We start from the raw sequence: 23138 nt of genomic DNA on the forward strand, positions 1-23138 counted from the left end.
GGCCCCGATGCGCGCCGCCCATTACGAAACATTCGGACCCGCCGAAGACGTCCTCACCGTGGGCGAGGTCGACACCCCCACGCCCGGCCCGGGCGAGGTGCTCGTGCGGCTTACCCATTCCGGCGTCAACCCGTCCGACGCCAAGTCCCGCGCCGGCACCCGCCCCGGCGTGACCAAGCCCGATTTTCCCAGCATCATTCCCCATTCCGACGGCGCCGGCACGATCTTCGCCGTGGGCGAAGGCGTTGACGCCTCCCGCATGGATCAACACGTCTGGCTCTGGAACGCCCAGTGGCAACGCGCCCACGGCACCGCGGCCGAGATGATCGCCCTGCCCGCCGATCAGGCCGTGCCCCTGCCCCAGGGCGTCAGCCACGAGGTCGGCGCCACGCTCGGCATTCCCGGCCTGACCGCGTGCCAGACCGTCTTCGGCGACGGCGAGGTGACGGGGCAAACTTTGCTTATTTCCGGCGGCGCGGGCGCCGTCGGCCACATGGCGGTGCAGCTGGCCAAATGGGGCGGCGCCACCGTCATCACCACCGCCTCCGCCGACGCCGCCGATTACGTGGCCGACACCGGCGCCGATCACGTGCTCGACTACCGCGACGCGGAGCTGACAGCAAAAATCAAGGACATTGCCCCGAATGGCATCGACCGCGCCGTAGAGGTCGAATTCGGCACCAACGCCCCCCTTCTGGCCGAGGTGATGAAACCGATGGGCACCATCGCCACCTACGGCTCGGCCAAGGCCATGACGCCCGAACTGCCCTTTGGCGCGATGCTGTTCAAGGCGCTCAAGATCGACATCACCCTGATCTACATCCTGCCGCCGGCGGACCGCGCCGCGGCCATCGCGCGCCTGCACGCGGCCCTCACCGAAGGCGTGCTGAAACCTGCGATCCACGCCTGCCTGCCGCTGACCGATTGCGTCACGGCTCACAACATGGTGCTCAGCCCCGGCCGCCGCGGCGCGGTCCTGCTGGAAACGGGCTGAGGCCGCCTGCCACCACGCCGGTCCGCGCCCTCTCGTATCGTCGTCACAGCCCGGCGAACTCCGCGCCGATCTCGGCATTTCCGTCCTTGCGCTCAAGTCGCTCCAGCATCGACGTGATCTTCTTCCTCAGCCGCCGCGACCGGATCTGTCGCGCCTCCAGCTTCCGGGGCACCAGCCGCACGCCTCCGTCCGCGGCATGCAGGTCGAACTCGCGCACCGCGGCGACGACGTGATTGGCCTGGTTCGTCGCACAGACCGCCACCAGCTTAAGGCAACGGTCCTCCAGGTTGCCGTCTTCGGCACTGTGCCCCGCACGACGCGCAACATCCTCGAAGGTACCGATATCCACGTATCCGCCCGAGGGAATCGGCCCCTGGCCCGTCACGTTCGTGGGCTGCTCCAGTTCTTCCTTCCGCAGCTCCTCGCGGTCGATAACACTGGAGACATTGATGTCATCGCCCGTGCCCAGCGACGCGAGCACGTCCAGCAGATAGGCGGGCTGGGCGCCCATGTTCGACACCAGGCACCGAGCCTGCATGTCGGGGCCGCCGCCGCGGTTGATCAGGATGCTGGACCGCCGTTGCTGGATGTACCCGCTCAGGAAGATATGCAGATAGACCAGCCAGATGATCGCCGTCATCAGGCTGACCGCGATCTGCGCGATTTCCACGTTTTCCTTGATGAACTCCAACATTGCCCTCGCGCCCCTTGATCTTTCCGCCGGTTGCATGAGGTCCAACGCGGACCGTGCGCACGTGTTCCGGCCCGCCCATCACCCGCACGCCGCCGAACGATTGAGGCCCCACTCCGCGCAAGAAAAAACGCGCGCAACAGCCTTCCGTCACGCGCGTTTTGCAATGTCCCGCGCCCCGGTCTGCCCCGGAACGCGCTGCGGGCGACAAGGCCGCCGCCCGCGCAGATCACATCAGCTGTCGATCCCGACCAGCTCGACGTCGAATGTCAGGTCCTTGCCCGCCAGCGGGTGGTTGGCGTCCAGTGTCACCTGCTCGTCGGTCACTTCGGCCACCATCACCTGAAGGGTCTGGCCCTGCGGCGTCTGCACCTGCAACTGCGTTCCGATATCCAGCGGAATGTCGTCGGGAATGTCGGCGCGCGGCACAGCCTGCTTGGCGGCCGGGTCCAGCGGGCCATAGGCCTCGTCGGCGGGCACTTCGACGGTTTTCTTGTCGCCCACTTCCATGCCCGGAATGGCCTTGTCGAGGCCGGGGATGATCTGACCGGAGCCCACCGTGAACTCCAGCGGGTCGCGCCCCTCGCTGCTGTCGAAGGTCGTGCCGTCGGCCAGCGTGCCCTTGTAATGTACTTTTACCGTATCGCCGGATTTCACCTGCGTCATGTGGTTTCCAATCTGTTTGGGGGATGGGTTTCCAAGGCCGCGCCTCGCGCGGGTGCTTGATGATCTGCCCAAGGCTAACCTGCCCGTGAAGCGATTGCAAACAGGGTTCCAACCCACCCCCAGACGTGCCACTCTGCGCCCGAAACACCGCATCTCCAAGGCCCCCATGCCCATCACAACCTGCATCTTCGACGCCTACGGCACGCTTTTCGACGTGGCCGCCGCCGCCCGCACCGCCGCCGACGAACCGGGGCGCGAGGCGTTTCGCGCCCACTGGCCCGCCATCGCCGAACACTGGCGCCTGAAACAGCTGCAATACACCTGGCTGCGCGCCATCACCGGCGACCACACCGATTTCTGGACCGTCACCCGGGACGGCCTCGACTGGGCGCTCGAGGCCGAGGGGCTGTCGGGCGACGCCGACCTGCGCGAACGCCTCCTGCAACTCTACTGGGAGCTTGAAGCCTACCCGGAAGTCCCCGCCATGCTCCACGCGCTCAAGTCCAAGGGCATGAACACCGCGATCCTGTCCAACGGCTCGCCCGACATGCTGGACGGCGCGGTGAAATCGGCGGGCATCGGCGATGTGCTCGATGACGTGCTCTCGGTCGAAAGCGTCGGCATCTTCAAACCTCACGCCAGCGTTTACGACCTCGTAGGCGACCGCTTCGGCTGCGCCAGGTCCGAGGTCCTTTTCGTCTCCTCCAACGGCTGGGACGCCGCGGCCGCGGCGGGCTACGGCTTCACCACCGCCTGGGTCAACCGCGCCGGCGCCCCGATGGACCGCCTGCCCGCCATCCCGGGCCACGTGCTGACAGACCTCACCGGCATCCCGGAGCTTGCCCGATAATGCCGCACTTCACCACCTCCGACGGCCTCTCGTTGCACTACACCGACGAGGGAACCGGCACGCCCATCCTCTGCCTTGCCGGTCTTACCCGCAACGTGACCGATTTCACGTACCTTGCGCCGCATCTGCCCGATCACCGCGTCATCCGCCTCGACTATCGCGGTCGCGGCCTGTCGGACCATGCCGAGGATTACATGACCTACAACATCCTGCGCGAAGGCCAGGATGCCATCGAACTGCTCGATCACCTGGGCATCGAGAAAACCATCCTCATCGGCACCTCGCGCGGCGGCCTCATCGCCATGGCCCTCTCGCACAGCCACCCCGACCGCCTCGCCGGCGTGGTGCTGAACGATATCGGGCCGGAAGTGGCCCCCATCGGCATCGAACGCATCATGGATTACGTCGGCAAGACGCCGCCCTTCGACACCCTCGACGCCGCCGCCGACGCGCTGGCCGCAGGCCACGCACGGGATTTCCCCGACATCCCCCTGACCCGCTGGCGCGAACAGGCCGAGTTCATGTGGCAGGACAACCCGCAAGGCGGCATCACCCTGCGCTACGACCCCCGCCTGCGCGACGCGCTGGTCGGACAGGCCGGCGCGGGCGAATCCGTGGACCTCTGGGCGCTTTTCGACGGGCTGAAACCCATCCCCACCGCCTCGATCCGGGGCGAGAATTCCGATCTCTTCACCGCCGAAACCCAGGCGCAGATGCAAACCCGCCACCCCGACATGATCACCACCGTGGTGCCAAACCGCGGCCACGTCCCGTTCCTCGACGAGCCGCAATCGCTGGCCGCCATCCGCCAACTGCTGGACGCCGCGCAATGACCGACATCACCCTCATCCGCGCCGCCGCCGAGCGCCTCAAGGGCCACGCCCGCCGCACGCCGCTGCTGTCGTCGCCCTTCCTTGATGAGATCGCAGGCCGCCGCATCCTCGTCAAACCCGAATGCCTGCAACACACCGGCAGCTTCAAGTATCGCGGCGGCCGCTCCGCCGTGTCCGCGCTCGACGCCGAAACCCGCGCCAAGGGCGTCATCGCCTTCTCCTCCGGCAACCACGCGCAAGGCGTCGCGCTGGCGGCGCGCGAACTGGGCGCCCCCGCCGTCATCATCATGCCCGCCGACGCGCCCCAGTTGAAGATCGCCAACACCCGCGCCCTCGGCGCCGAGGTCGTTCTCTACGACCGCGCCGCCGGCGAAAGCCGCGAGGAACTGGGCGAGACACTCCAGGCCGCGCGCGACCTCACCCTGATCCGCCCCTATGACGAACCGCAGGTCATCGCGGGCCAGGGCACCTGTGGCTTGGAAATCGCGGAACAAGCGGCAGAGCTCGGCATCCATGAAGCCGAAATGCTGGTCTGCTGCGGCGGCGGCGGCTTCACCTCCGGCATCGCACTGGCGCTCGAGGCCGAGGCACCGGGCTTCACCGTCCGACCGGTGGAACCCGAAGGCTTCGACGACGTCACCCGCTCGCTCGCCTCGGGGCAGATCGAGACCAACGCAGCCGTCAGCGGCAATATCTGCGACGCCATCCTCACCCCCGCGCCGGGCAAAATCACCTTCCCCATCCTCAAACGCCTCTGCGGCCCCGGCATCGCGGTCTCCGAGGATGACTGCCTGCGCACCATGGCCCACGCCTTCCAACGCCTGAAACTGGTGGTCGAACCCGGCGGCGCCGCCGCGCTCGCGGCCGCGCTTTATCACGGCGACCGGCTAAACGCCGACACGGTCATCTGCACGATTTCCGGCGGCAACGTCGAGGCGCCCATGTTCGCCCGCGCCCTCGAAACGCTTGGAGACACACCATGAAAAAGTCGAAGGAGACCTGATCGCCCTGGCCAAATCCGGACAGTTCGACGTGCTCGTGCACGGCTGCAACTGCTTTCACGCCATGGGCGCCGGTATCGCCAAGATCATCGCCAAGGAATTTCCTGCCGCCGCGCAGGCCGACATGGACACCTCCAAGGGCGACCGCGCCAAGCTGGGCACCATCTCCCATGCCACGGTCGAGTGCGACGGCCACAGCCTCACCATCGTCAACGCCTACACCCAGTTCGATCACAGCGGACACGGGCAAAAGGTCGATTACGACGCGCTGCAATCGGCGTTCGAGGCCGTGGCCCGCGAATTTCCCGACGCCCGCATCGGCTACCCGCTAATCGGCGCGGGCCTCGCAGGTGGCGACTGGGACGAGATCGCCCCGCGCATCGACACCGCCCTCGACGGGATGGACCATGCCCTCGTGGTCCTGCCCGACGCGGGACGCTAGGCGAATGCCGCGCCCGTCGCGCCCCCGGAATTTGCGCAAATTCCGGGATGGAAAATGCGCATTTTCCATCCCGTTTTCCGCGCGGAAAACGCCCCCGGCCCGACCCGGCGCAACACCAGAAGGCCCGTCATGACCGACGTCACCATCGCCAGCTTCAACGCCAAGAACCTGATCGGTCCCGACCAGGAATACTACGAGTTCCAAAGCTACACCCCCGAGGAATACGCCTGGAAACTCGACTGGATGGCCGACCAGCTTCTGACGCTCGACGCCGACGTCGTCTGCTTCCAGGAGATCTTCGAAAAGGACGCCCTGCACGCCGTCATCGACGAGGCGTCATTGCGCGCCCGCGCGCTCAACGACGCGGCCATTCCCGACCGCTCGAAGCGCTATCACCGCAAGGCGATCTTCCGCAAACTGGCCGTCACCCCCTATGACAACGCCACGCTCGCCTTCGCCCCCAATGCCGCCGACACCGGCACGCCCGGCAAACGCCGCTCCGGCGTCGCCATCCTGTCGCGGCTGGGCTTTGACGGCACGCCCGAAATCATCCAGGACCTCGAAGAGCCGCTCACCATCCCTTTCCAGCCCCTGCGCGGCATGGAGGGCGCGCAAGATGCCGGCCATTACGTGCTGCGCCGCCTCTCGCGGCCCGTCATCAAGGCCCGCATCCCAGTGGGCGGACAGGTCGTCACGGTCTTCAACTGCCACCTGAAATCCAAGCTGGGCGAATACATCACGCCCGAAGGCGCCGACTATGCCCCCGAAGAGGACCTGACCCGTTACGATCCCATCGGTCGCGCCATGGGGTCCCTGCGGGCCGCCCTGCGCCGCATGGCCGAGGCGTGGGTGCTGCGCCGCGAAGTCGTGCGCGAGATCGAGGCCGGCCACCCGGTCATGGTGCTGGGCGATTTCAACGATGGCGAACACGCGGTGTCGTCCGAGATCATCACCGGCGAGGCGCCCTTCAGGAACTATTCCTGGATGCTGCGACACGACGCGCAGGACCGCTCCGACCGCTATTCCGACGAGGAAAACCGCCAGATCACCGAGGATGTCGAGCGCGTGCGCCTCCACTCGGCGGAAAAGATGTTCGTGCGCAAATCCCTGCGCGACATGGTCTATACCTCCGCCTTCGGCGGCATCTTCGAGAGCATCGACCAGATCTTCATGTCCCGCCACTTCCACCCCGACAATCCCGACCGCGCGGGCGACATGACCTATTTAAGCGTCTTCAACGACCACATCACCGACGGCTCGCACCCCGAGGCACCGTACAACAAGCTCGCCTCCGACCACGGCCAGATCATGGCCCACCTGCGCATGAAAGGCTGAGCGCACTCATGCCCCACGCCACGCTGAACGGCATCGAAATCCACTACCTTGACGAAGGCGACCCCGACGGCGCGCCCCTCGTCTTCGCCAACTCGCTCGGCACCGACCTGCACCTGTGGGACGCGCTCCTGCCCCACCTGCCCGCCGGCCTGCGGATCATCCGCTATGACAAGCGCGGCCACGGCCGGACCAGCGCGCCGCCCGCGCCCTACGCAATGGGCGCGCTCGTGCGCGACGCCGAGGCGCTGCTGGACCATCTGAACGTCCGTGACTGCGTCTTCGTCGGCCTGTCGATCGGCGGTCTGATCGCGCAAGGTCTGGCGGTCAAACGCCTCGACCTCGTCCGGTGCATGGTCCTGTCCAATACAGCCGCCAGGATCGGCAACCAACAGATCTGGCAGGACCGTATCGACACCGTCCGCTCGGGCGGAATCGAGGCGCTGGCCGACGCCACCATGCAACGCTGGTTCTCCCGCGACTTCCTTGCCGGTCCGGACCTGCAAACCTGGCGCGACATGCTGACCAGCCAGCCGGCCGAAGGCTATATCGGCTGCTCCGCCGCGATCTCCGGCACCGATTTCTACACGCCCACCAGCGGCCTGCGCCTGCCCACCCTTGGCATCGCGGGGTCCGAGGACGGCGCTACCCCGCCCGATCTGGTACGCGAAACGGTGGATCTGATCCCGGGGTCCGAATTCCACCTGATGCGCCGCGCGGGCCACCTGCCCTGCGTCGAGGCGCCCGAGGCCTATGCCGCCCGCCTGACGCAGTTCCTGCGCGATACCGGCCACATCTGAGCCGGGCAGGTGCACCGCGCCCTTTCCGCCTTGCCCAGCGCCGGCTACAGTCGCTTCACAGATCCGGACCGGAGCCTTGATGTCGTCCCGCTTGCCCACCGCGTTCATCCTGATCACCGTCATGATCGACGCCATGGGCATCGGCATCATCATCCCCGTGATGCCCGAGCTCATCATGGATATCGACGGCGGCACGCTCGCCTCGGCGGCTCTCTGGGGCGGCGTGCTGACCTCGCTCTTTGCCGTCATGCAGTTTCTCTTCGGGCCGATGATCGGCAACCTGTCGGACCGTTTCGGACGTCGCCCGATCCTGCTCGGCTCTCTCCTGATCCTGGCGCTCGACTACCTGGTGATGGCCGTGGCCCACGCCATGTGGCTCCTGGTGCTGGGCCGTCTCGTGGGCGGCATCATGGCCGCCACGCAGTCAACGGCGGCTGCCTTCATGGCCGACACCTCGCCGCCCGAAAAACGCGGCGCGGGCTTCGGCCTCGTGTCGGCGGCCTTCGGCATGGGCTTCGTGCTCGGCCCCGTGATCGGCGGTTTCCTGGGCGATCTCGGGCCCCGCGCCCCTTTCCATGCCGCCGCAACCCTCGCCTTCGCCAACTTCCTCTTCGGCTGGGCGGTCCTGCCCGAGACCATCACGCCCGACCGCGCCCGTCCCTTCGTCTGGGCCCGCGCCAACCCGTTCGGCGCGTTGAGACAGATCCGCGCCCTGCCCGGCCTCGGGCGTCTGCTGGTCGTCCTGCTGCTCTATCAACTGGCATTCAACGTCTACCCCGCCGTCTGGTCCTACTTCACCACCGCCGCCTTCGGCTGGGACCCGTCGATGATCGGCCTCTCGCTCGGCATTTTCGGCATCTCGATCTTCGCCGTGCAGGCGGGGCTGATCGGCCTTGCCATCTCGCGGCTGGGCGAGGCCGGGACCGTGGTGCTGGCGCTCGGCTTCGCCATCCTCAGCTTCGCGGTGCTGGGCGTGATCTCCAATGGCTGGCTGGCGCTCGCCCTCACCCCCGTCTCGGCGCTGGCAGCCATGTGCGTGCCCGCGCTGCAAGCCATCATGTCCCGCCGCACGCCACACGATGCCCAAGGCGAGCTTCAGGGCATCTTCACGTCCGTCGGCGCGTTGGCCATGATCATCTCGCCGCTGATGATGACCAACATCTTCGCCGCCTTCACCAAACCCGACGCCCCCCTCACCCTGCCCGGCGCGCCGTTCCTTGCCGCGCTCGTGCTGGTGACCCTCGGCCTCGTGCTCTTTCTCACCCGCAGGCGCCACGCCTCCGCCGATTACGTCGCGACAGGCCGCAATCGGCCTTGAAACCGCGCGGAAAAACCGATCAGGCTGGCGGTCAGCAAGAACGGGAGGGATCATGAAAACCATCAAAGCCGCCGTGTGCCACGAATTCGGCGCGCCCCTCGTGATCGAGGACGTCCGCCTGCGCGCCCCCGAACAGAACGAAGTCGAGGTCGCGCTGGAAACCGTGGCGATCTGCCATTCCGACATCTCCTATGCCGATGGCGCCTGGGGCGGATCCCTGCCTGCGGTCTACGGCCACGAGGCCGCGGGCCGAATCTCGGTCCTCGGCGACGGCGTGACCGGCCTTGCCGTGGGCGACCCGGTGGTGGTCACGCTGATCCGCGCCTGCGGCCAATGCCCCAGCTGCGGCGCGGGCCGGCCCACGGGCTGCGAAACGCCGTTCGACGGCGACCACGGCGCGCTGAGCACGGCCGACGGCGGCAGACTGCACCAGGCCATGGCCTGCGGCGCCTTCGCCACCGACGTCGTCGTGCACAATTCCCAGGTGGTGAAGATCCCCGAAGGCATGGCCATGGACGCGGCCGCGCTCCTGGCCTGCGGCGTGGTCACCGGCGTCGGCGCGGTGGTCAACGCGGCCCAGCTCCGCGCCGGACAGGACGTGGTTGTGATCGGCGCGGGCGGCGTCGGCCTCAACGCCATCCAGGGCGCCCGCATCGCCGGCGCCCGCCGCATCGTCGCCGTCGACATGACCGAGGAGAAGCTGGCCGATGCCAAGGCTTTCGGCGCCACCGACGGCGTTCTGGCCTCCCAGGACAAACCCTGGCGCGCCGCGAAACAGGCCATGGGCCGCGGCGCCGACGCCGTGCTGGTCACCGTCGGCGCCGCCCGCGCCTATGACGAGGCGCCCCGCTATATCGCGGGCGGCGGCAAGGTCATCATGGTCGGCATGCCCGCCTCGGGGGCCCAATCGACTTACGAGGCCGCCAACTTCGCCGCCGCCGGGCAGAGCATGGTCGGCTCGAAAATGGGCGACGTGGTGATCCGCCGCGACATCCCCTGGATGGTCGATCTCTACGGCCAGGGCCGGTTGAAACTGGACGAGCTGATCTCCAACCGCTGGACCCTCGACCAGATCAACGACGCCATCGCGGACACCAAGACCGGCAACGCCCGGCGCAACGTCATAATGCTGCGCTAGGCCGCAGCCGGGCGCGGCATTTTCTGCGCAGAAAATGCCCCGGAAAATGCGCATTTTCCGGTCCCCGCCATGCGGTCTGTTGAAACATGGGGCCGCGAGGCGCGCACCGTCGCGATACCACCCGGATACCGACGTGATACCGACACGGATTTCGGGCTTTCGCCGCCGTTAACCCTTTGCCCCGAATCGCACCGATTTCCGGCTTGCCCCGTCGCGCCGCTCGGGCCACCGTGACACCGAAAGCAGGGAGAGCTTCATGAAACTCAAGGACCTCGACATCCTCGTCACCGCGCCCCCCGCACCGGGCTGGGGCGGGCAGTACTGGATCCTGGTGAAACTGACCACGGATAACGGGATTACCGGCTGGGGCGAATGCTATGCCAGCAGCGTCGGCCCCGACGCCATGACCGCCGTGATCACCGACGTGTTCACCCGGCACATGCAAGGACAAAGCCCTGAAAACATTGAACTCATGTTCCGCCGCGCCTATTCCTCGGGCTTCACCCAGCGCCCCGATCTGACCGTGATGGGCGCCTTTTCCGGCCTGGAAATCGCCTGCTGGGACATCCTCGGCAAGGCCCGCGAGCGCCCGGTCTGGGCCCTGCTCGGCGGGCGCATGAACGACCGCATCCGCGCCTATACCTATCTCTACCCCCTGCCGCAGCACGACATCGCGCCGTTCTGGACCTCGCCCGACATGGCCGCCGAGTCCGCGCTCGACCTGCTAAGCCGCGGATATACCGCGGTAAAGTTCGACCCCGCCGGCCCCTACACCATGCGCGGCGGCCACATGCCGGCCGGCACCGATATCTCGCTCTCGGCCGCCTTCTGCAAGGCGATCCGCGAGGCCGTGGGCGACCGTGCCGACCTGCTCTTCGGCACCCACGGCCAGTTCACCACGGCGGGCGCCATCCGCCTCGCCAAGGCGATCGAACCCTACGACCCGCTCTGGTACGAAGAGCCGGTACCCCCTGATAACGTTGCGGAAATGGCCAAGGTCGCCGCCGCCACCCGGGTCCCCGTCGCCACCGGCGAGCGCCTGACCACCAAGGCCGAGTTCGCACCTGTCCTGCGCTCCGGCGCGGCGTCGATCCTGCAACCGGCCCTGGGCCGTGCGGGCGGCATCTGGGAGGTCAAGAAGATCGCCGCCATGGCCGAAGTCTACAACGCGCAAATGGCCCCGCACCTCTATGCCGGGCCGGTGGAATGGGCGGCGAACATCCATCTCGCGGCCTCGATCCCCAATATCCTGATGGCCGAAACTATCGAGACGGAGTTCCATAACCGCTTGATCAAGAACACCATTCAGATCGAGGACGGCTTCATCATCCCGCCCGAAACCCCCGGCCTGGGGATCGAGGTGGACGAGGATCTGGCCCGCGCGCACCCCTTCACCGGCGACGGTCTGCACCTGCAAATGCAGGACTCGCCCTGCGATTACGTGAATGGCAATTCCTTCGCCGGCGGCGCGCCGGTCAAGACCGGCTGAACCCCGGTCGCGGCGCAATGCGCCGACGCCTTAAGACATGCTTAACCGCTTCATGGTCTGATCTCGGAGAACAAACGCTCAGCAGCCACCCGACTGCACCAGGCCGTAGCCATAATGCGTGTCACGACCGCCGGGCCCCAAATCCTTGGCCGAACTGCGCAGGAACGCCCGCGCGCCATCGAGCGATAGCCCCCCGCGCGACGCCCGTCGCGCCAGGATCGCGGTCACCACCGGCGCGGCAAAGGATGTGCCCGAACGATAGCTGCCCCCGTTGCCCCAGGCCACGTAAAGGTCCACGCCGGGGGCCGCGAACTCGATGTGATTGCCGTAATTGGCCCGACCGTACAGCCGCCCGCCGGCATCCACCGCCGTCACCGCGATGGTGCTGGGCGACGCGGCGGGATAGACCGGTGCCCCGGAGCGGTCATTGCCCGCCGCGGCCACGATCACAACGCCCTTGTTCTGCGCCAGCGCCAGCAGCTTGGCGAAGACCTGGTTGCTGGCCCCGGCAAAGGACATGTTGACCAACCGCACACCGCTTCCGACCACCCAGTCCAGCCCGGCCGCCACGGCCTCCAACCGCCCGCCATCACTGCTTTTTTCCAGCCCGAACGCCTCGGCGGCATAGACCTGCACCCCCGGCGCCAGGCCCGCCAACGGCCCCGCCCCGCTGGACCCCGCGATCAGGCCCGAAACGGCGGTGCCATGGCTGGCCCCGGTGCGGCGCGCGCCCTCGCGCAGAAAGCTCTGCCGCACGATCCGGACCCCGCCAAAGGCCGGGTGGCCCGTATTGACCGCACCGTCGATCACGCCCACGCGGATGCTGCGCCCGACGCGGCAACTCTGGCCCGGCGCGTCGCCAACCATAAGGGCGTGGTAAACCCGCGGACCCGCCGAGCGGAAATAGATCTTGTGCAAATCCAGCACCGCCGACTGTGTCCGCCCTGCCAGCAGCGCCCGACCCTGTTCTAGCGTCAAGGTGCGCGGAAAGGCGAAGAAATACATCTGCTGCCCGAATTGCGGCAGCGGCCGTTCGCGCAACAGAGTGGCGCCCGCGGTGACCAGCGCCTGCACCGCGCCCGCCGCCTGCCCCCTGTTGACCAGCAGCACGTACTCCGGCGAGCCATCGGTGGCCTGCACCTCGTCCCGTGCCGCCCGTCGCAGCCCACCGGTCGGTTTCTTGCGCGGGTTGTTGCCCGCGTCCCCGCCCCGGCCGCCGGTGCCCTGCTGCACTTGGAAAAGGCCGGGAACACCGCACGCCCCGGCGCACGCAGGCTCGGCCACCGCCACCGCCGCGCGCGCGCCCTGCGGCATCAAGGCCAACACCAGACACAGCGTTGCAACGGCAGTCAGGAAGCGAAGGAAACTCATGTCATTCAGCGCTTTCAACAATATCGTCCCGCGCCATCAATGCCGTCACGGCCTCGGCGCGCGCAGCGTCATCAGGGGCAGCCAGCGTGTAAAGCCCGATCGCCGACGGCCCGTCCACGATCACCAGCCCCTGCTCCAGCAGCAACGCCCGGATCTCCGCCTCCGCGGCATCCGCGGCAAAGGCCACGCGGATCGTGAACTCCGCGCTCGCCGCCGGGCTTTCACCACCGGCCAGTTCAAAATCTGTACCGCCATCATACCCGATATACGCGGTTTGCGCCACAACCAGACCGAATAACACAACCGCCGCGATCTTCCAGAAGCTGCCGGGCGCCGTCGGCAGGTTCGCCGCCTCCGGCAGACCGGCCTGCGGCACCACCGGGCTTGCCGCCTCGGCGTCGATCTCTCGCATCAACCGCGCCAGGCCCATCTCGCCAGGCGATTGCACCTCTTCGGCCTGCATCTCGCTGCGCATGGCCTTCAGCGCTTCCAACTCTCCGGCCAGTTGCGGGTCGGCGGCCACGGCGGCCTCGACGGCGGCGCGCTCCTCGCCTTCCAACGTGTCATTGGCCAGAAAAACCAGCAGGGCCTCGATCTCGTCGCGAGACAAATCCATTTTGTCGGTCATGACCGCACCTCCATCCGCCCCGAAAGGCAATGCAGCAGCAGCTTCTTGGCGTGAAAGACCCGCGTCTTGATCGTGCCTTCGGGCACCTCGGCCACGGTGGCGATCTCGCCGTAGCTCATGTCCTGGTAGAAGGCCAGTTCCACCGCCGCCCGGTGCTGCGGCTTGAGCTGATCCATGCAGTAACGCAGATGCTCCGCCTCCTGCGCAGAGGCCAGGCAGGCTGCCGCGTCGGGGCTGTCATCGACCCGCTCATCGACCTCGTCGGTCAGGTCGACCCGTTTGTGTTTGCGAAAATGATCCATCGTTTTCCTGTAGGCTATGCCGAATACCCATGTTTTCACCGTCGACCGACCCTCAAAGCGCCCTGCCGAGCGCCAGATGTCCATGAAGACGTCATGCTGTATGTCGGCCGCTTCATGCGGATCGTTCATTTTCGAGACGATGAACCGGAAAACCGGTTTCTCCAGCTCCTTGTAGAAGGCGGCAAAGGCGGTCCGGTCGCCATCGGCCATGCGCTTCAGAAGATCTGCCAGGTCCTTGTTCTGCATGCTGCACCGTCGCTTGCCCCTGCGCGCCATCGCAGGCGCCACCCGCCACAGGATGCAATGGGATCGCCCGCGCGGTCAAAGCCTAACATGCAAACTGCGCCCTTCCGGGGTCGGTCACGCTTGACCAAAACGCGAATTCAGGGCAATTGACCCAGCCAAAGCCAGATCGTCAGCCCCGACAGGGCCGTCGCCACCAGCACTGTCGTCGCCGCCACCCGCATTGCCCGGCCATACATGCTGGCAAAGATATAGGCATTGATCCCCGGCGCCATCGCCGCCGTCAGCACCGCCGAGCGTGTCGCCTCGACCGGCAGGGCAAAGGCAAGGCCCAGACCCCGCGTGATCAGCGGATGTACCACCAGACCGATCAGACACAGGTACAGCACCAGCCGCAGATCGCCTTCAGGCCGGTAGCTGGCCAGAACCCCGCCCAATCCGAAGAGCGCCGCGGGAAGAGCCGAGCGCACCAGCAAATCCAGCGCATCGTTCACCGTTCCAGGCAAAGGCAGACCGCTCAGGTTGACGACAAAGCCCAGCAGGATGCCGAGGATCAGCGTGTTGGAAAACATCGCCTTCGCCACCCGCATCGCAAACCCCGCACCGGCCTGTCCCTTGGCGCGGACGATCTCCATCGTCGTGATCCCGACGCCATAGCAGAAGGGCGAGTGCATCGCGATGATCGCATAGTTCGCCTCCAGCGCGTCGGGGCCGTAGGCGCGTTCGGTCAGCGGCAGCCCCAGCAGGAGCGAGTTCGAGAACAGGCAGCAAAAGCCGATGGCGACGCAATCCTCCCACGGGCGTCCGAACAGGAACCGGCCGCCAAGCATTCCCAGCGCGAAGCCAGATAATGCTCCGGCATAGAAACTCAGCAGCACCCGCCAGTCGAAATGCTGTCCGAGATCAAGCCGCGCAATGGCCACGAACAGCAGGCAGGGGATCGCAAAGCTCTGGGTGAACTTCATCAGCCCGTCGACGCCGCTCTGGCTGAACCAGCCGCGCCAGACCGCCACGTAGCCGAACCCGATGACCATGAAGACCGGCAGGATGACGTCCAGCAGGGCCTGCAACGGATTAGTCCCTGTAGGTGATCACCATGCCGTCAAAAGCCGGGGTGATATGGTCGGGGGTTTCGTCGACAAGGGTCTGGTAGTCCATGTCGATATGCATGTTGGTCAGCACGCCGCGGCGCGGGCGGCGCGCGCCAGCCACTCCAGCGATTGCTCCAGATGGGCATGTGTCGGATGCGGCGTGCGTCGCAGCGCGTCGAGAACCCAGCAATCCAGCCCTTTCAGGATGTCCCAGCTTTCGTCGGGGATCGCTGCCACGTCCGGCAGATAAGCGAGGTCGCCAACCCGGAACCCCAGCGCGTCGATCGAGCCGTGGTTGACCTCGAAGGGCCGCAGGGTAATGGGCCCGCCCTGCCCCTCGATCACCACGTCGCCCTTGATCGTGTGCATGTCGAGGATCGGCGGGTAGGGGCTGTCCTCTGGCTGGATGAAGGCATAACCGAAGCGCGCGTACAGAGCATTCTGCGTGTCGCCATCGGCCCAGACCGGCAGGCGCTGACGCATGTTGAAGACGATCATCCGCAGATCGTCCAGCCCGTGCACGTGGTCGGCATGGGCATGGGTATAGACCACCGCATCAAGAGTCCCCACACCGGCATCCAGAAGCTGCGCGCGCAGGTCGGGCGAGGTGTCGATTAGCACGCGCGTGATGCCGTCCTCGCGCTCGCGCTCGATCAGCATCGAGCAGCGGCGGCGATAATTCCTGGGGTTCTCGGGATCGCAATCGCCCCAATGTCCGCCAAGGCGCGGCACGCCGCCGGACGACCCGCAGCCCAGGATGGTGAACCGCGTCTCTCCCATCAGGCGGCGGCTTTCCATTGGGCGGCCTTCCAGAACAGCCGGTCGAAATTGCCCTGCGTCTGTGCGGCGAAGTCGGGCCAGTCCATGCCGAAAACCTCTGCCCCCACCTTGGCCGTGTGCACGGTATAGGCCGGCTCGTTGCGCTTGCCGCGATAGGGCGGCGGGGCCAGATAGGGCGCGTCAGTTTCCACCAATATGCGGTCCACCGGGGCGGTTGCGAATATGTCGCGCAACTCCTGGCTCTTGGGAAAGGCCGAGATGCCCGACATCGACAGGTAGAAGCCGAGGTCGAGCGCCGTCCTGGCCAGCGCCGCGCCGGACGAAAAGCAATGCATCACGCAGCTGTATGCGCCGGCCCTGTGCTCTTCGGTCAGGATACGCGCCATGTCCTCGTCGGCATCCCGCGCGTGGATGATCAGCGGCAGGCCGGTCTGACGTGCCGCCTCGATATGCAGGCGCAGACTCTTCTGCTGTGCATCCGCACTCTCGGCGGTGTAGTGATAATCCAGCCCCGTCTCGCCGATACCCACAAATTTGGGATGCGTCGCCAGCGCCAACAGTTCGTCCACCGAGGCCATCGGCTCGTCCGCCACGCTCATCGGATGGGTCCCGGCCGCATAGAAGACCTCGTCATGCGCCTCGGCAATCGCCCGCACCTGCGGCTCCAGCCGCAGCTTGGTGCAAATCGTGACCATGCGGGTGACGCCAGCCTCGACCGCGCGGGCAATGACGTCGTCACGCTCTTCGTCGAAGGTCTCGAAATCAAGATGGCAATGGCTGTCGGTGATCTGGACTTGGTCGGTCATGGGGCCTTGGATGTGACGGTGCTCAAAGGGATGTAGCGGTCTGCTGCAATCTGAACACCGTATCAAGCACGAGGGCCGCAGGGTCAAGGTTGACCGCCCGCCCGTGACGCGCCCGTGCGCCGACCTCTTGCGCGCAATCGGCCCAGGCCCGTGCCTGAACCGGGTTGCCCGCCAGCTTGCCGATCGCCTCGGCCTCGCCCGACACGGCCTCGGGCGGCAGGATGCCCGTGGCCCCCGCCCGCGCAACGCGGGCCAGGAACATGTCCATCAGCGCCAGCAGCAGGTCCAGTTTCTGCTCGGCGCCGCGCTGCGCCGCCGCCTCGGCCAGCTTGATCGCGCGCGGCCGGTCCAGCATCGGCAGGCTTGCCGCCAGACCCACGATCTCGGCATAGATCTTCAGCCCGTCGAGGTTGTAAAGCCGCACCGCCTCGCCGGCCGAGCCACCGGAAAGCTCCGCCAGTCCCGGTGCCTGGCCACCGGGGTCGATCCCCGCCTGGTCCAGCGCCGCGATCACGTCCTCGGAGCTCAGCCGGTCCAGTCGCAACTCGCGGCAGCGCGAACGGATCGTCGGCAACAGCCGCGCAGGCTGATGCGCGATCAGCAGCAGCGTGGTGCGCGCCGGCGGCTCCTCCAGCATCTTCAACAGCGCGTTCGCCGCCGAGGTGTTCATCTCGTCGGCGGCGTCGATGATGACCACCCGCCGCCCGCCATCCACGGCGCTCAGGTTCACGAAATCGGCCAGCTCGCGCACCTCGTCCACCCGAATCTCGCGCGAGAACTTGCCCTCCTCGAAATTCTTCTGACGATCATTGTCGCTGTTCCCCTGCCCGCCGCGCCGCACAAGGTGCAACCCCGGCTCGGACCCCGCCAGCACGCGCCGCGTCACCGGGTGGTCGTCCGCAATTTCCAGGCTGACGGGCGCGGGCAGCGCATCGCCGAAAAGCCCCCCGCCATCCGCCTCGGGGTCCGGTGTGGCCAGCAGGAACCGCGCGATCCGCCAGGCCAGCGTCGCCTTGCCCACGCCGCGAGGCCCATGGATCAGCCAGCCGTGATGCAACCGCCCCGTGTTGAACGCCTGCAAAAATGCGCCCTGCGCGGCCTCCTGCCCGTAAAGGCGAGCGGTCTCGGCCGGGTGCGGCGCGCCTTCGACGCGGTCGGGAAGCGGGATGTCACGGTCCATCATGTCAGGCGCGGTTCTACCGCAGCCCGCACATCCGCCGCAATCGCTTCGATCCCACGGTTGCCGTCGACCACAACGAAGCGGTCTGAAAATTCGTCCGCAAGGTCCAGGAACCCCTGCCGCATCTGCGCCTGCAGGCTGGCGCCAAAGCTCTCGAACCGCTCTTCGCTGCCGCCGCGCGACAAAGCGCGCTCCAGCCCCGTGCCCGGGTCCATGTCGATCAGGACAGTCAGGTCCGGCTCACGCCCGATCATCAGGTCGTGCAGCGCATCGACCTTTTGGCGCAAATCGCCCCGGCTCAGCCCCTGGTACATGCGCGTGCTGTCGGCGAAACGGTCGCAGATCACCATTTTCCCGGCCGCCAGTGCAGGCTCGATCAGCCGTTCAAGGTGGTCCCGCCGCGCCGCGGTGAACAGAAGCAATTCGGTCTCCGCCGACCAGCGGTCGGCCGCGCCTTCCAGCACCAGCTTGCGGATTTCCTCGGCGCCTTCGCTGCCGCCCGGCTCGCGCGTGAGGATCACCTCGCGCCCCGTGCCTTGCAGGTGCTCTGCCAATATACGGGCCTGCGTGGACTTGCCCGACCCGTCGATGCCTTCAAAGGTGACGAAGCGGCCCTTCCCGCTCAAAGCGCACCCTCGGGCCCCTGTTGCAAGCGTTTCAACAGCACACCCGCGACGGTCTTCAGCCGCACGGCAAAGCCGCCCACCGCGACGCTTTCGGCGGCCACCAGCGGCACGCGCATTTCAGGCAGCCCCTCGGGCGTGAACACCAGCTCGCCCAGTTCGTCGCCCTGCGCGATGGGCGCGCTCACGGGGCCTTCATAGACCACCTCGGCCTTCATGTTGTCCGAGCCCAGCACCGGGACCAGCGTCGTCAGGTCTTTGGCAGGGGTCAGCCCTACGGTTGCCGTGCTTCCCATCCAGACGTTGGCGCGCGAGACTTCGCTGCCGGCCTTGACGATCTCTTTTTCGGCAAATTGGCGAAAGGACCAGTTCACAAGGGCTTCCGCCTCTTGTGCTCTTTGGGCAGCGGTTTCCAATCCCGACAGCACGAACACCACGCGGCGCCCGCCCTGTTCGGCCGAGCCGGTAAGCCCATAGCCGGCGGCTTCGGTATGCCCGGTCTTAAGGCCGTCCGCCCCGATCCCCAGCTTCAGCAGGGGTTGCGGTTCTGCGTGTTCTGCGGCGCGCGGCCGTCGAACTCGTATTCGGTTTCGGCGAACATCGGGTAGAAGTTGGGGAAGTCCACGATCAGCCGCTCGGCCAGGATCGCAAGGTCGCGCATGCTCATCCGGTGTCCTGCGGCGGGCCAGCCGTTCGAGTTGGCGAAGGTCGAGTTGGTCATGCCCATGTCCCGCGCCTTCTGGGTCATGAACCGGGCGAACCCGGCCTCCGTGCCGTCGGGGCTCAGCGCCTCGGCAATCACGGCGCAGGCGTCGTTGCCCGACAGCACGATGATCCCGCGCAACAGATCCTCGACGCTCACCCGGTCGGTGGTGTCAAGGAACATGGTCGAGCCGCCATAGCTCATCGCGTGCTGCGACACCGGCAGCTTTTCCTGCAGGGAAAGCCGCCCGTCGCGGATGGCCTCGAACGCCACGTATAGCGTCATCAGCTTGGACATCGAGGCCGGCGGCAAAGGCTCGTCGGCGTTCCGGCTGAGCAGGACGGTCCCGGTGCCCAGATCCTTCACATACGCGGCCTTGGCGCTGGTGTCGAAAGCCTGCGCCGGCAAGGAAAGCGCAATCACCGCGACACAGGCGGTCAGAAGTCGTGCAAGAAGGGTCATGGGCAGGTCCCGTATCAGTTTGCTACAGCGTATGCATCATCAAAACCGACGTCCTTGACCTTTTTCAACAGGACAGATTGTTCCGACGCACTCTGCGCGGGTCCCACGATCACCCGCCAGAAGGTCTTGCCCTGCGAGCTCTGTTTTTTAACGGTCGGCACCATGCCCTCCTGCCGCATGGCGGTGGCGGTATTCCGCGCATTCTGCTCGACCGAGAAGATGCCGATCTGCAGATAGGGCTTGGACAGGGACGAGCCCGCCTGCACCGGCGTCGCCGCGGCGGGGGTCGCTTGCGGGGCGGCTTCGGTGGCCACGGCGGGCGTCGTACCCGCGGTCTGGGTCGCCGGGCTCACCGGATCGATGGCCTCGGCGCTTTCGATCGCGGCGGCAGCCCCGGCCAGCGGGTCCAGCGTGGTCTGTTCGACCGTAGCAGGGGCCAGCGAGCCGGTCTCACCTTCGCTCTCGGCGGCAGCCAGCGCCTCGGGGTCCGGCGCGGACTCCCGGCGCAGGGCGGTCACGTTCAACTGCGACGGCGCACCGGCCAGCATGCCCAGAGCATCGGCGGCATCGGAAGAGACCTGAAAGATCGGCCCCGGATTGCTGCGTTCCCGGCGGAAGAGCGCGCCGATCACGAACTTGTCGTTCTTGGTGTTGCGGATGATGACGCGCTCGGGCTCCTGCACGTCGGGGTGCGCGACCCATACACCGCCCAGCGACGGGCGGCCGTCCCACAGGCCCTTGTCGGTCACCTGGAAGACATCCGGCGCTTCCACGTCCCGCTCGATCAGCTTGACCGAGTTGTCCGCCGAGGTCACCTCGTCGGTCTCATTGGCTTGCGATTTGAAAAGGCCGAATTCTCCGCCCTCGGTGCAACCGCTCAGAACCAGCGCAATCACGCTGGAGGCGGTGATCAGGCGCACGCGCGCACCTTTGCCCGTCCATTGAAATATCATGTTTCGTCCCTTGCCTGTCATGCACCGTTTTGGGTGCGGGTGCCGGTTTTCCGGCGTTTGCTCGAGCGCGCAGTTGCCTGCGCCTGCATACAGAATAACCGCTCCGGGCCGTTCTGAAAAGTCTGCAAAGCGATTCCAGCCAAAATCCACGACAACTGATGCCTTTAAGAATCGCCGAAGCCACAGTAACACGTCCCAATGCGGAGGTTTGGCAGAGTGGTCGAATGCACCGGTCTTGAAAACCGGCGGGCGTGAAAGCGTCCCCAGGGTTCGAATCCCTGAGCCTCCGCCACCTGCTCGGCACGCAGACGAGCAAGCCGTTAAACTCAATTTCATTTCAGAGAAATCAGGACCGTTTCAGCCCGGAAAGCGTCATGAATACCGTGGGTTTCGCCAGACACGCAGCTCCAGCGACTATTCCCCAACCCTAGTCCGCCGTGTCGTCGAGCTTGGCAGGCTCAAGACTCGCATAATAGGCCGCCAGCGCCTCGATTTCACGGTCGGTCAGGTCCTTCGAGGCCTTGAACATGAGCTCCGCCGCCCGTCCGCCACCGCGATTGCCCTCGCGCCACAGCGTCAGCTGCTGTGCAAGGTAAGGTGCGTGCTGCCCCGCCAGCGACGGGAAGGCCGGGTTGATCGGCTCGGGCCACGGCCCGTGACAGGCGCGGCACGCCGGCACGCTTTGCGAGCCACCCTTGGCAAAGGCCAGAGCCCGGCCCTGCTCGGCCAGTTCCGACGGCTCAATCGCCGTGCCCTCGGGCGAGACATCCGCAAACGTCCGGGCCAGCCGCTCGACCGATGCGGCCGGAAGCTGGCTCATCACCTCGTACATGATCCCGCTGTCACGCGTGCCGTCGCGATACGCGGCCAGGCTTTGGGCGATGTACTCTTCCGACAGGATATCCAGCCGAGGCACCTGCACGTTCTCGCTGACGCCGTTCCGTCCATGGCATACCGCACAACCGCCCTCGGTGTCGTCCGTGATTGCCTCCCACGTGTCCGGAGTCATCCCCTTCTGCGCTCGCAGGAAAGCGACCAGCGGCCAGACGTCATCCTTCCGGTCGGCAGGCCAGCCGGGCATCCCGCTCATCTTGATGCCATTATGAATGATCCAGTGCATCTCGGGCGCATTCCAGTGGTCGGCCACCAACGCCAGCGAGGGCGGTTCCGGCAGCATCTGCTGCACCGTGGCGCTGCGCGGAACGCCCGGCGCGCCGTGGCATTCCATGCAGGCAGATTTGTAATGCCCTGCCCCCAGCGCCACCATGTCCGGCGTATCGAGGTTGTCCGGCACCGCGCTTTTCGGGGGCGCCCGGAACGCGACAGAGCTTTCGAACGTGGTGTGCATGGCCCAGGTCACGCCCGGCCAGTGTCCGTGCCGCGCCGAAACGTTGAACAGGCCGACGCCGACGATCAGCACCGCCGCCGCGAGCCCCAGCACGGCGGCGGCGCCCGCGATGGCGATCACCGTCCTGCCGTGCAGTTCCCGCAACAATCTCACGCCGTCTCCTCCCTTATCACGCGCGCCGCCAGCACCAGCGCCCCGACCAGATAGACCGGCGTGCCGATGGCCAGCATCAGGATGCCGCCCAACTGCTGCCCCGACAGGTCCGGCGCCCGACCGCAGATCTCGGCATAAAGGTCGCCGGGCGCGAGGACCAGCAAGGCGCCGAGCAACGTCATGTGCATCGACGTCAGGAACAGCCCCCCTGCCCCCACCAGGGGCTGACGCGCGTAGAGCGCCCCGGACCAGACCGCCAACCCCGCGGACAGGAACGCCGCCTGTTCCAGTACCCGCCCGCCGAAGGTCAACTGCGCGAAACCGTGCAGCTGCGGCAGGTGCCACGCCCAGACGATGATGAATTCGACGACCGCCGCCAGCATCACCGGCACGGCAAAGCGCCGCGCGGCACCCGGCCAGGCAAGCACCGCCAGCGGCGCCACGCCCGCCACCAGCCCCATATGCCGCAGCATGTGCGCCGGGAAAGGCCCAAGCCACGCCTCCCACGGGGGCATGTACAGTCCAGCCAGCAACGCCAGCGCAGAGATCCCTGCCAACCTCACAGGCAGGTCTCGATGAAAAGCGCCGGCATCGCCACGAAAATAACCCCGATGGCCGACGCGATGCTCAACAGGAACCCCGCATGGCCCAGAAACTCGCGCCGTGCCTCGACAGTGGGCTTGTCATGCACGTAATCCTGATCGTCGAGGTAATCCCATTGCACCCACGCCCTCCAGGCGATCCAGCAGATCAGCGCCAGCGCCAGCACGGTCAGCACCAGGATCGACAGCCGCGCCAGATCGGGCGTGCCGATCTTGCTGCATTCCACGGCCGTGATCGCGTAGATGATCGCGAAATGCAGCGTCCAGACGGTGGGTGCCGCGATCATGTGCCAAATGCTCTCGTGCCGGAACGGGGTTTCCTCGGTCATCTTTTCCGCC

23 protein-coding genes, 1 tRNA gene and 2 pseudogenes are annotated in these 23138 nt (G+C 66.7%); 11 read left to right on the plus strand and 15 right to left on the minus strand.

Translation table 11 applies throughout. The annotated features are described in order from the left end of the window. Positions 1-7 precede the first annotated feature (7 nt). Positions 8-994: an NADPH:quinone reductase gene (locus ACSQ76_RS14560; RefSeq protein ID WP_437157146.1), complete on the plus strand. Its 987-nt coding sequence runs from the start codon at positions 8-10 to the stop codon at positions 992-994. A 43-nt stretch (positions 995-1037) separates the two neighbouring features. Here the strand turns inward: ACSQ76_RS14560 and ACSQ76_RS14565 are convergent, their stop codons facing one another. Together ACSQ76_RS14565 and ACSQ76_RS14570 are read right to left on the minus strand one after the other, a co-directional pair. Next, positions 1038-1688, minus strand: coding sequence for a hypothetical protein (locus ACSQ76_RS14565; RefSeq protein ID WP_437157147.1), 651 nt, complete (start codon positions 1686-1688; stop codon positions 1038-1040). A gap of 231 nt (positions 1689-1919) precedes the next feature. Further along, positions 1920-2351: an FKBP-type peptidyl-prolyl cis-trans isomerase gene (locus ACSQ76_RS14570; RefSeq protein WP_222450797.1), complete on the minus strand. Its 432-nt coding sequence runs from the start codon at positions 2349-2351 to the stop codon at positions 1920-1922. A 166-nt stretch (positions 2352-2517) separates the two neighbouring features. Between ACSQ76_RS14570 and ACSQ76_RS14575 the strand changes: the two genes are divergently transcribed. From ACSQ76_RS14575 to ACSQ76_RS14615, 9 genes are all read left to right on the plus strand, one after another. Then, positions 2518-3201, plus strand: coding sequence for a haloacid dehalogenase type II (locus ACSQ76_RS14575; protein WP_437157148.1), 684 nt, complete (start codon positions 2518-2520; stop codon positions 3199-3201). Further along, complete coding sequence (locus ACSQ76_RS14580) at positions 3201-4034, plus strand: alpha/beta fold hydrolase (RefSeq protein WP_437157149.1); 834 nt, start codon at positions 3201-3203, stop codon at positions 4032-4034. The genes ACSQ76_RS14575 and ACSQ76_RS14580 overlap by 1 nt, the downstream gene beginning before the upstream one ends. Then, complete coding sequence (locus ACSQ76_RS14585) at positions 4031-5017, plus strand: threonine ammonia-lyase (protein ID WP_437157150.1); 987 nt, start codon at positions 4031-4033, stop codon at positions 5015-5017. Before ACSQ76_RS14580 ends, ACSQ76_RS14585 begins: the two co-directional genes overlap by 4 nt. Further along, positions 5001-5477: a macro domain-containing protein gene (locus ACSQ76_RS14590; RefSeq protein ID WP_437157151.1), complete on the plus strand. Its 477-nt coding sequence runs from the start codon at positions 5001-5003 to the stop codon at positions 5475-5477. The genes ACSQ76_RS14585 and ACSQ76_RS14590 overlap by 17 nt, the downstream gene beginning before the upstream one ends. Before the next feature lie 129 nt (positions 5478-5606). Next, complete coding sequence (locus ACSQ76_RS14595; RefSeq protein ID WP_437157152.1) at positions 5607-6812, plus strand: endonuclease/exonuclease/phosphatase family protein; 1206 nt, start codon at positions 5607-5609, stop codon at positions 6810-6812. Positions 6813-6820: 8 nt separating this feature from the next. Then, positions 6821-7609 (plus strand): 3-oxoadipate enol-lactonase, encoded by a 789-nt coding sequence (gene pcaD / locus ACSQ76_RS14600; RefSeq protein ID WP_437157153.1) that lies wholly within the window; start codon positions 6821-6823, stop codon positions 7607-7609. A gap of 79 nt (positions 7610-7688) precedes the next feature. Beyond that, a complete protein-coding gene (locus ACSQ76_RS14605; RefSeq protein ID WP_437157154.1) occupies positions 7689-8927 on the plus strand; it encodes a TCR/Tet family MFS transporter in 1239 nt (412 codons plus the stop codon). Positions 8928-8979: 52 nt separating this feature from the next. Further along, entirely contained in the window at positions 8980-10065 is a 1086-nt protein-coding gene (locus tag ACSQ76_RS14610; RefSeq protein WP_437157155.1) for a zinc-binding dehydrogenase, read from the plus strand. Between the two features lie 256 nt (positions 10066-10321). Continuing rightward, the gene (locus ACSQ76_RS14615; protein ID WP_437157156.1) at positions 10322-11554 is read left to right on the plus strand and encodes a mandelate racemase/muconate lactonizing enzyme family protein; all 1233 of its coding nucleotides are present in this window, start codon (positions 10322-10324) and stop codon (positions 11552-11554) included. Between the two features lie 78 nt (positions 11555-11632). Here the strand turns inward: ACSQ76_RS14615 and ACSQ76_RS14620 are convergent, their stop codons facing one another. From ACSQ76_RS14620 to ACSQ76_RS14665, 10 genes and pseudogenes are all read right to left on the minus strand, one after another. Continuing rightward, on the minus strand, positions 11633-12925 hold the full coding sequence (locus tag ACSQ76_RS14620; protein ID WP_437157157.1) for a S8 family serine peptidase: 1293 nt from the start codon (positions 12923-12925) through the stop codon (positions 11633-11635). Position 12926: 1 nt separating this feature from the next. Then, positions 12927-13553, minus strand: a complete 627-nt coding sequence (locus ACSQ76_RS14625) for a hypothetical protein (RefSeq protein ID WP_437157158.1) — start codon at positions 13551-13553, stop codon at positions 12927-12929. Further along, positions 13550-14101, minus strand: a complete 552-nt coding sequence (locus ACSQ76_RS14630; protein WP_306129097.1) for an RNA polymerase sigma factor — start codon at positions 14099-14101, stop codon at positions 13550-13552. Before ACSQ76_RS14630 ends, ACSQ76_RS14625 begins: the two co-directional genes overlap by 4 nt. 137 nt (positions 14102-14238) lie before the next feature. Continuing rightward, positions 14239-15168: an AEC family transporter gene (locus ACSQ76_RS14635; RefSeq protein WP_437157159.1), complete on the minus strand. Its 930-nt coding sequence runs from the start codon at positions 15166-15168 to the stop codon at positions 14239-14241. A 4-nt stretch (positions 15169-15172) separates the two neighbouring features. Then, positions 15173-15969: pseudogene (locus tag ACSQ76_RS14640) on the minus strand (MBL fold metallo-hydrolase). After that, positions 15969-16775 (minus strand): TatD family hydrolase, encoded by an 807-nt coding sequence (locus ACSQ76_RS14645; RefSeq protein WP_437157160.1) that lies wholly within the window; start codon positions 16773-16775, stop codon positions 15969-15971. Before ACSQ76_RS14645 ends, ACSQ76_RS14640 begins: the two are co-directional and overlap by 1 nt. A 22-nt stretch (positions 16776-16797) precedes the next feature. Continuing rightward, positions 16798-17955, minus strand: a complete 1158-nt coding sequence (locus ACSQ76_RS14650; RefSeq protein WP_437158214.1) for a DNA polymerase III subunit delta' — start codon at positions 17953-17955, stop codon at positions 16798-16800. Further along, positions 17955-18581 (minus strand): dTMP kinase, encoded by a 627-nt coding sequence (gene tmk, locus ACSQ76_RS14655; RefSeq protein WP_437157161.1) that lies wholly within the window; start codon positions 18579-18581, stop codon positions 17955-17957. Before tmk ends, ACSQ76_RS14650 begins: the two co-directional genes overlap by 1 nt. After that, positions 18578-19743 (minus strand): annotated as a pseudogene (locus ACSQ76_RS14660) (D-alanyl-D-alanine carboxypeptidase family protein). Before ACSQ76_RS14660 ends, tmk begins: the two are co-directional and overlap by 4 nt. A gap of 14 nt (positions 19744-19757) precedes the next feature. Then, on the minus strand, positions 19758-20696 hold the full coding sequence (locus ACSQ76_RS14665) for an SPOR domain-containing protein (RefSeq protein ID WP_437157162.1): 939 nt from the start codon (positions 20694-20696) through the stop codon (positions 19758-19760). Positions 20697-20898: 202 nt separating this feature from the next. Between ACSQ76_RS14665 and ACSQ76_RS14670 the strand changes: the two genes are divergently transcribed. After that, positions 20899-20988, plus strand: a tRNA-Ser gene (locus tag ACSQ76_RS14670). Positions 20989-21123: 135 nt separating this feature from the next. Here the strand turns inward: ACSQ76_RS14670 and ACSQ76_RS14675 are convergent. From ACSQ76_RS14675 to ACSQ76_RS14685, 3 genes are read right to left on the minus strand one after another with little or no spacing between them, the layout of a single operon-like run. Further along, a complete protein-coding gene (locus ACSQ76_RS14675; protein WP_437157163.1) occupies positions 21124-22197 on the minus strand; it encodes a c-type cytochrome in 1074 nt (357 codons plus the stop codon). Beyond that, positions 22194-22712, minus strand: coding sequence for a cytochrome c oxidase assembly protein (locus tag ACSQ76_RS14680; RefSeq protein ID WP_437157164.1), 519 nt, complete (start codon positions 22710-22712; stop codon positions 22194-22196). The genes ACSQ76_RS14675 and ACSQ76_RS14680 overlap by 4 nt, the downstream gene beginning before the upstream one ends. A gap of 44 nt (positions 22713-22756) precedes the next feature. After that, the gene (locus ACSQ76_RS14685) at positions 22757-23128 is read right to left on the minus strand and encodes a hypothetical protein (RefSeq protein ID WP_437157165.1); all 372 of its coding nucleotides are present in this window, start codon (positions 23126-23128) and stop codon (positions 22757-22759) included. Positions 23129-23138 lie beyond the last annotated feature (10 nt).

The sequence above is a fragment of the Roseovarius sp. B08 genome, assembly GCF_051417955.1.
Taxonomy (GTDB): domain Bacteria; phylum Pseudomonadota; class Alphaproteobacteria; order Rhodobacterales; family Rhodobacteraceae; genus Roseovarius.

Bases quoted from the DNA above. Each gene is read 5' to 3' on its own strand.
- ACSQ76_RS14610 (WP_437157155.1), top strand. From the start codon at position 8,980: ATGAAAACCATCAAAGCCGCCGTGTGCCACGAATTCGGCGCGCCCCTC.
- ACSQ76_RS14630 (WP_306129097.1), bottom strand. From the start codon at position 14,101: ATGCAGAACAAGGACCTGGCAGATCTTCTGAAGCGCATGGCCGATGGC.
- ACSQ76_RS14565 (WP_437157147.1), bottom strand. From the start codon at position 1,688: ATGTTGGAGTTCATCAAGGAAAACGTGGAAATCGCGCAGATCGCGGTC.
- ACSQ76_RS14575 (WP_437157148.1), top strand. From the start codon at position 2,518: ATGCCCATCACAACCTGCATCTTCGACGCCTACGGCACGCTTTTCGAC.
- ACSQ76_RS14645 (WP_437157160.1), bottom strand. From the start codon at position 16,775: ATGACCGACCAAGTCCAGATCACCGACAGCCATTGCCATCTTGATTTC.
- ACSQ76_RS14605 (WP_437157154.1), top strand. From the start codon at position 7,689: ATGTCGTCCCGCTTGCCCACCGCGTTCATCCTGATCACCGTCATGATC.
- ACSQ76_RS14615 (WP_437157156.1), top strand. From the start codon at position 10,322: ATGAAACTCAAGGACCTCGACATCCTCGTCACCGCGCCCCCCGCACCG.
- ACSQ76_RS14650 (WP_437158214.1), bottom strand. From the start codon at position 17,955: ATGGACCGTGACATCCCGCTTCCCGACCGCGTCGAAGGCGCGCCGCAC.
- ACSQ76_RS14685 (WP_437157165.1), bottom strand. From the start codon at position 23,128: ATGACCGAGGAAACCCCGTTCCGGCACGAGAGCATTTGGCACATGATC.
- ACSQ76_RS14620 (WP_437157157.1), bottom strand. From the start codon at position 12,925: ATGAGTTTCCTTCGCTTCCTGACTGCCGTTGCAACGCTGTGTCTGGTG.
- ACSQ76_RS14680 (WP_437157164.1), bottom strand. From the start codon at position 22,712: ATGCCCCCGTGGGAGGCGTGGCTTGGGCCTTTCCCGGCGCACATGCTG.
- pcaD (WP_437157153.1), top strand. From the start codon at position 6,821: ATGCCCCACGCCACGCTGAACGGCATCGAAATCCACTACCTTGACGAA.
- ACSQ76_RS14570 (WP_222450797.1), bottom strand. From the start codon at position 2,351: ATGACGCAGGTGAAATCCGGCGATACGGTAAAAGTACATTACAAGGGC.
- ACSQ76_RS14665 (WP_437157162.1), bottom strand. From the start codon at position 20,696: ATGATATTTCAATGGACGGGCAAAGGTGCGCGCGTGCGCCTGATCACC.
- ACSQ76_RS14560 (WP_437157146.1), top strand. From the start codon at position 8: ATGCGCGCCGCCCATTACGAAACATTCGGACCCGCCGAAGACGTCCTC.
- ACSQ76_RS14580 (WP_437157149.1), top strand. From the start codon at position 3,201: ATGCCGCACTTCACCACCTCCGACGGCCTCTCGTTGCACTACACCGAC.
- ACSQ76_RS14595 (WP_437157152.1), top strand. From the start codon at position 5,607: ATGACCGACGTCACCATCGCCAGCTTCAACGCCAAGAACCTGATCGGT.
- ACSQ76_RS14585 (WP_437157150.1), top strand. From the start codon at position 4,031: ATGACCGACATCACCCTCATCCGCGCCGCCGCCGAGCGCCTCAAGGGC.
- ACSQ76_RS14625 (WP_437157158.1), bottom strand. From the start codon at position 13,553: ATGACCGACAAAATGGATTTGTCTCGCGACGAGATCGAGGCCCTGCTG.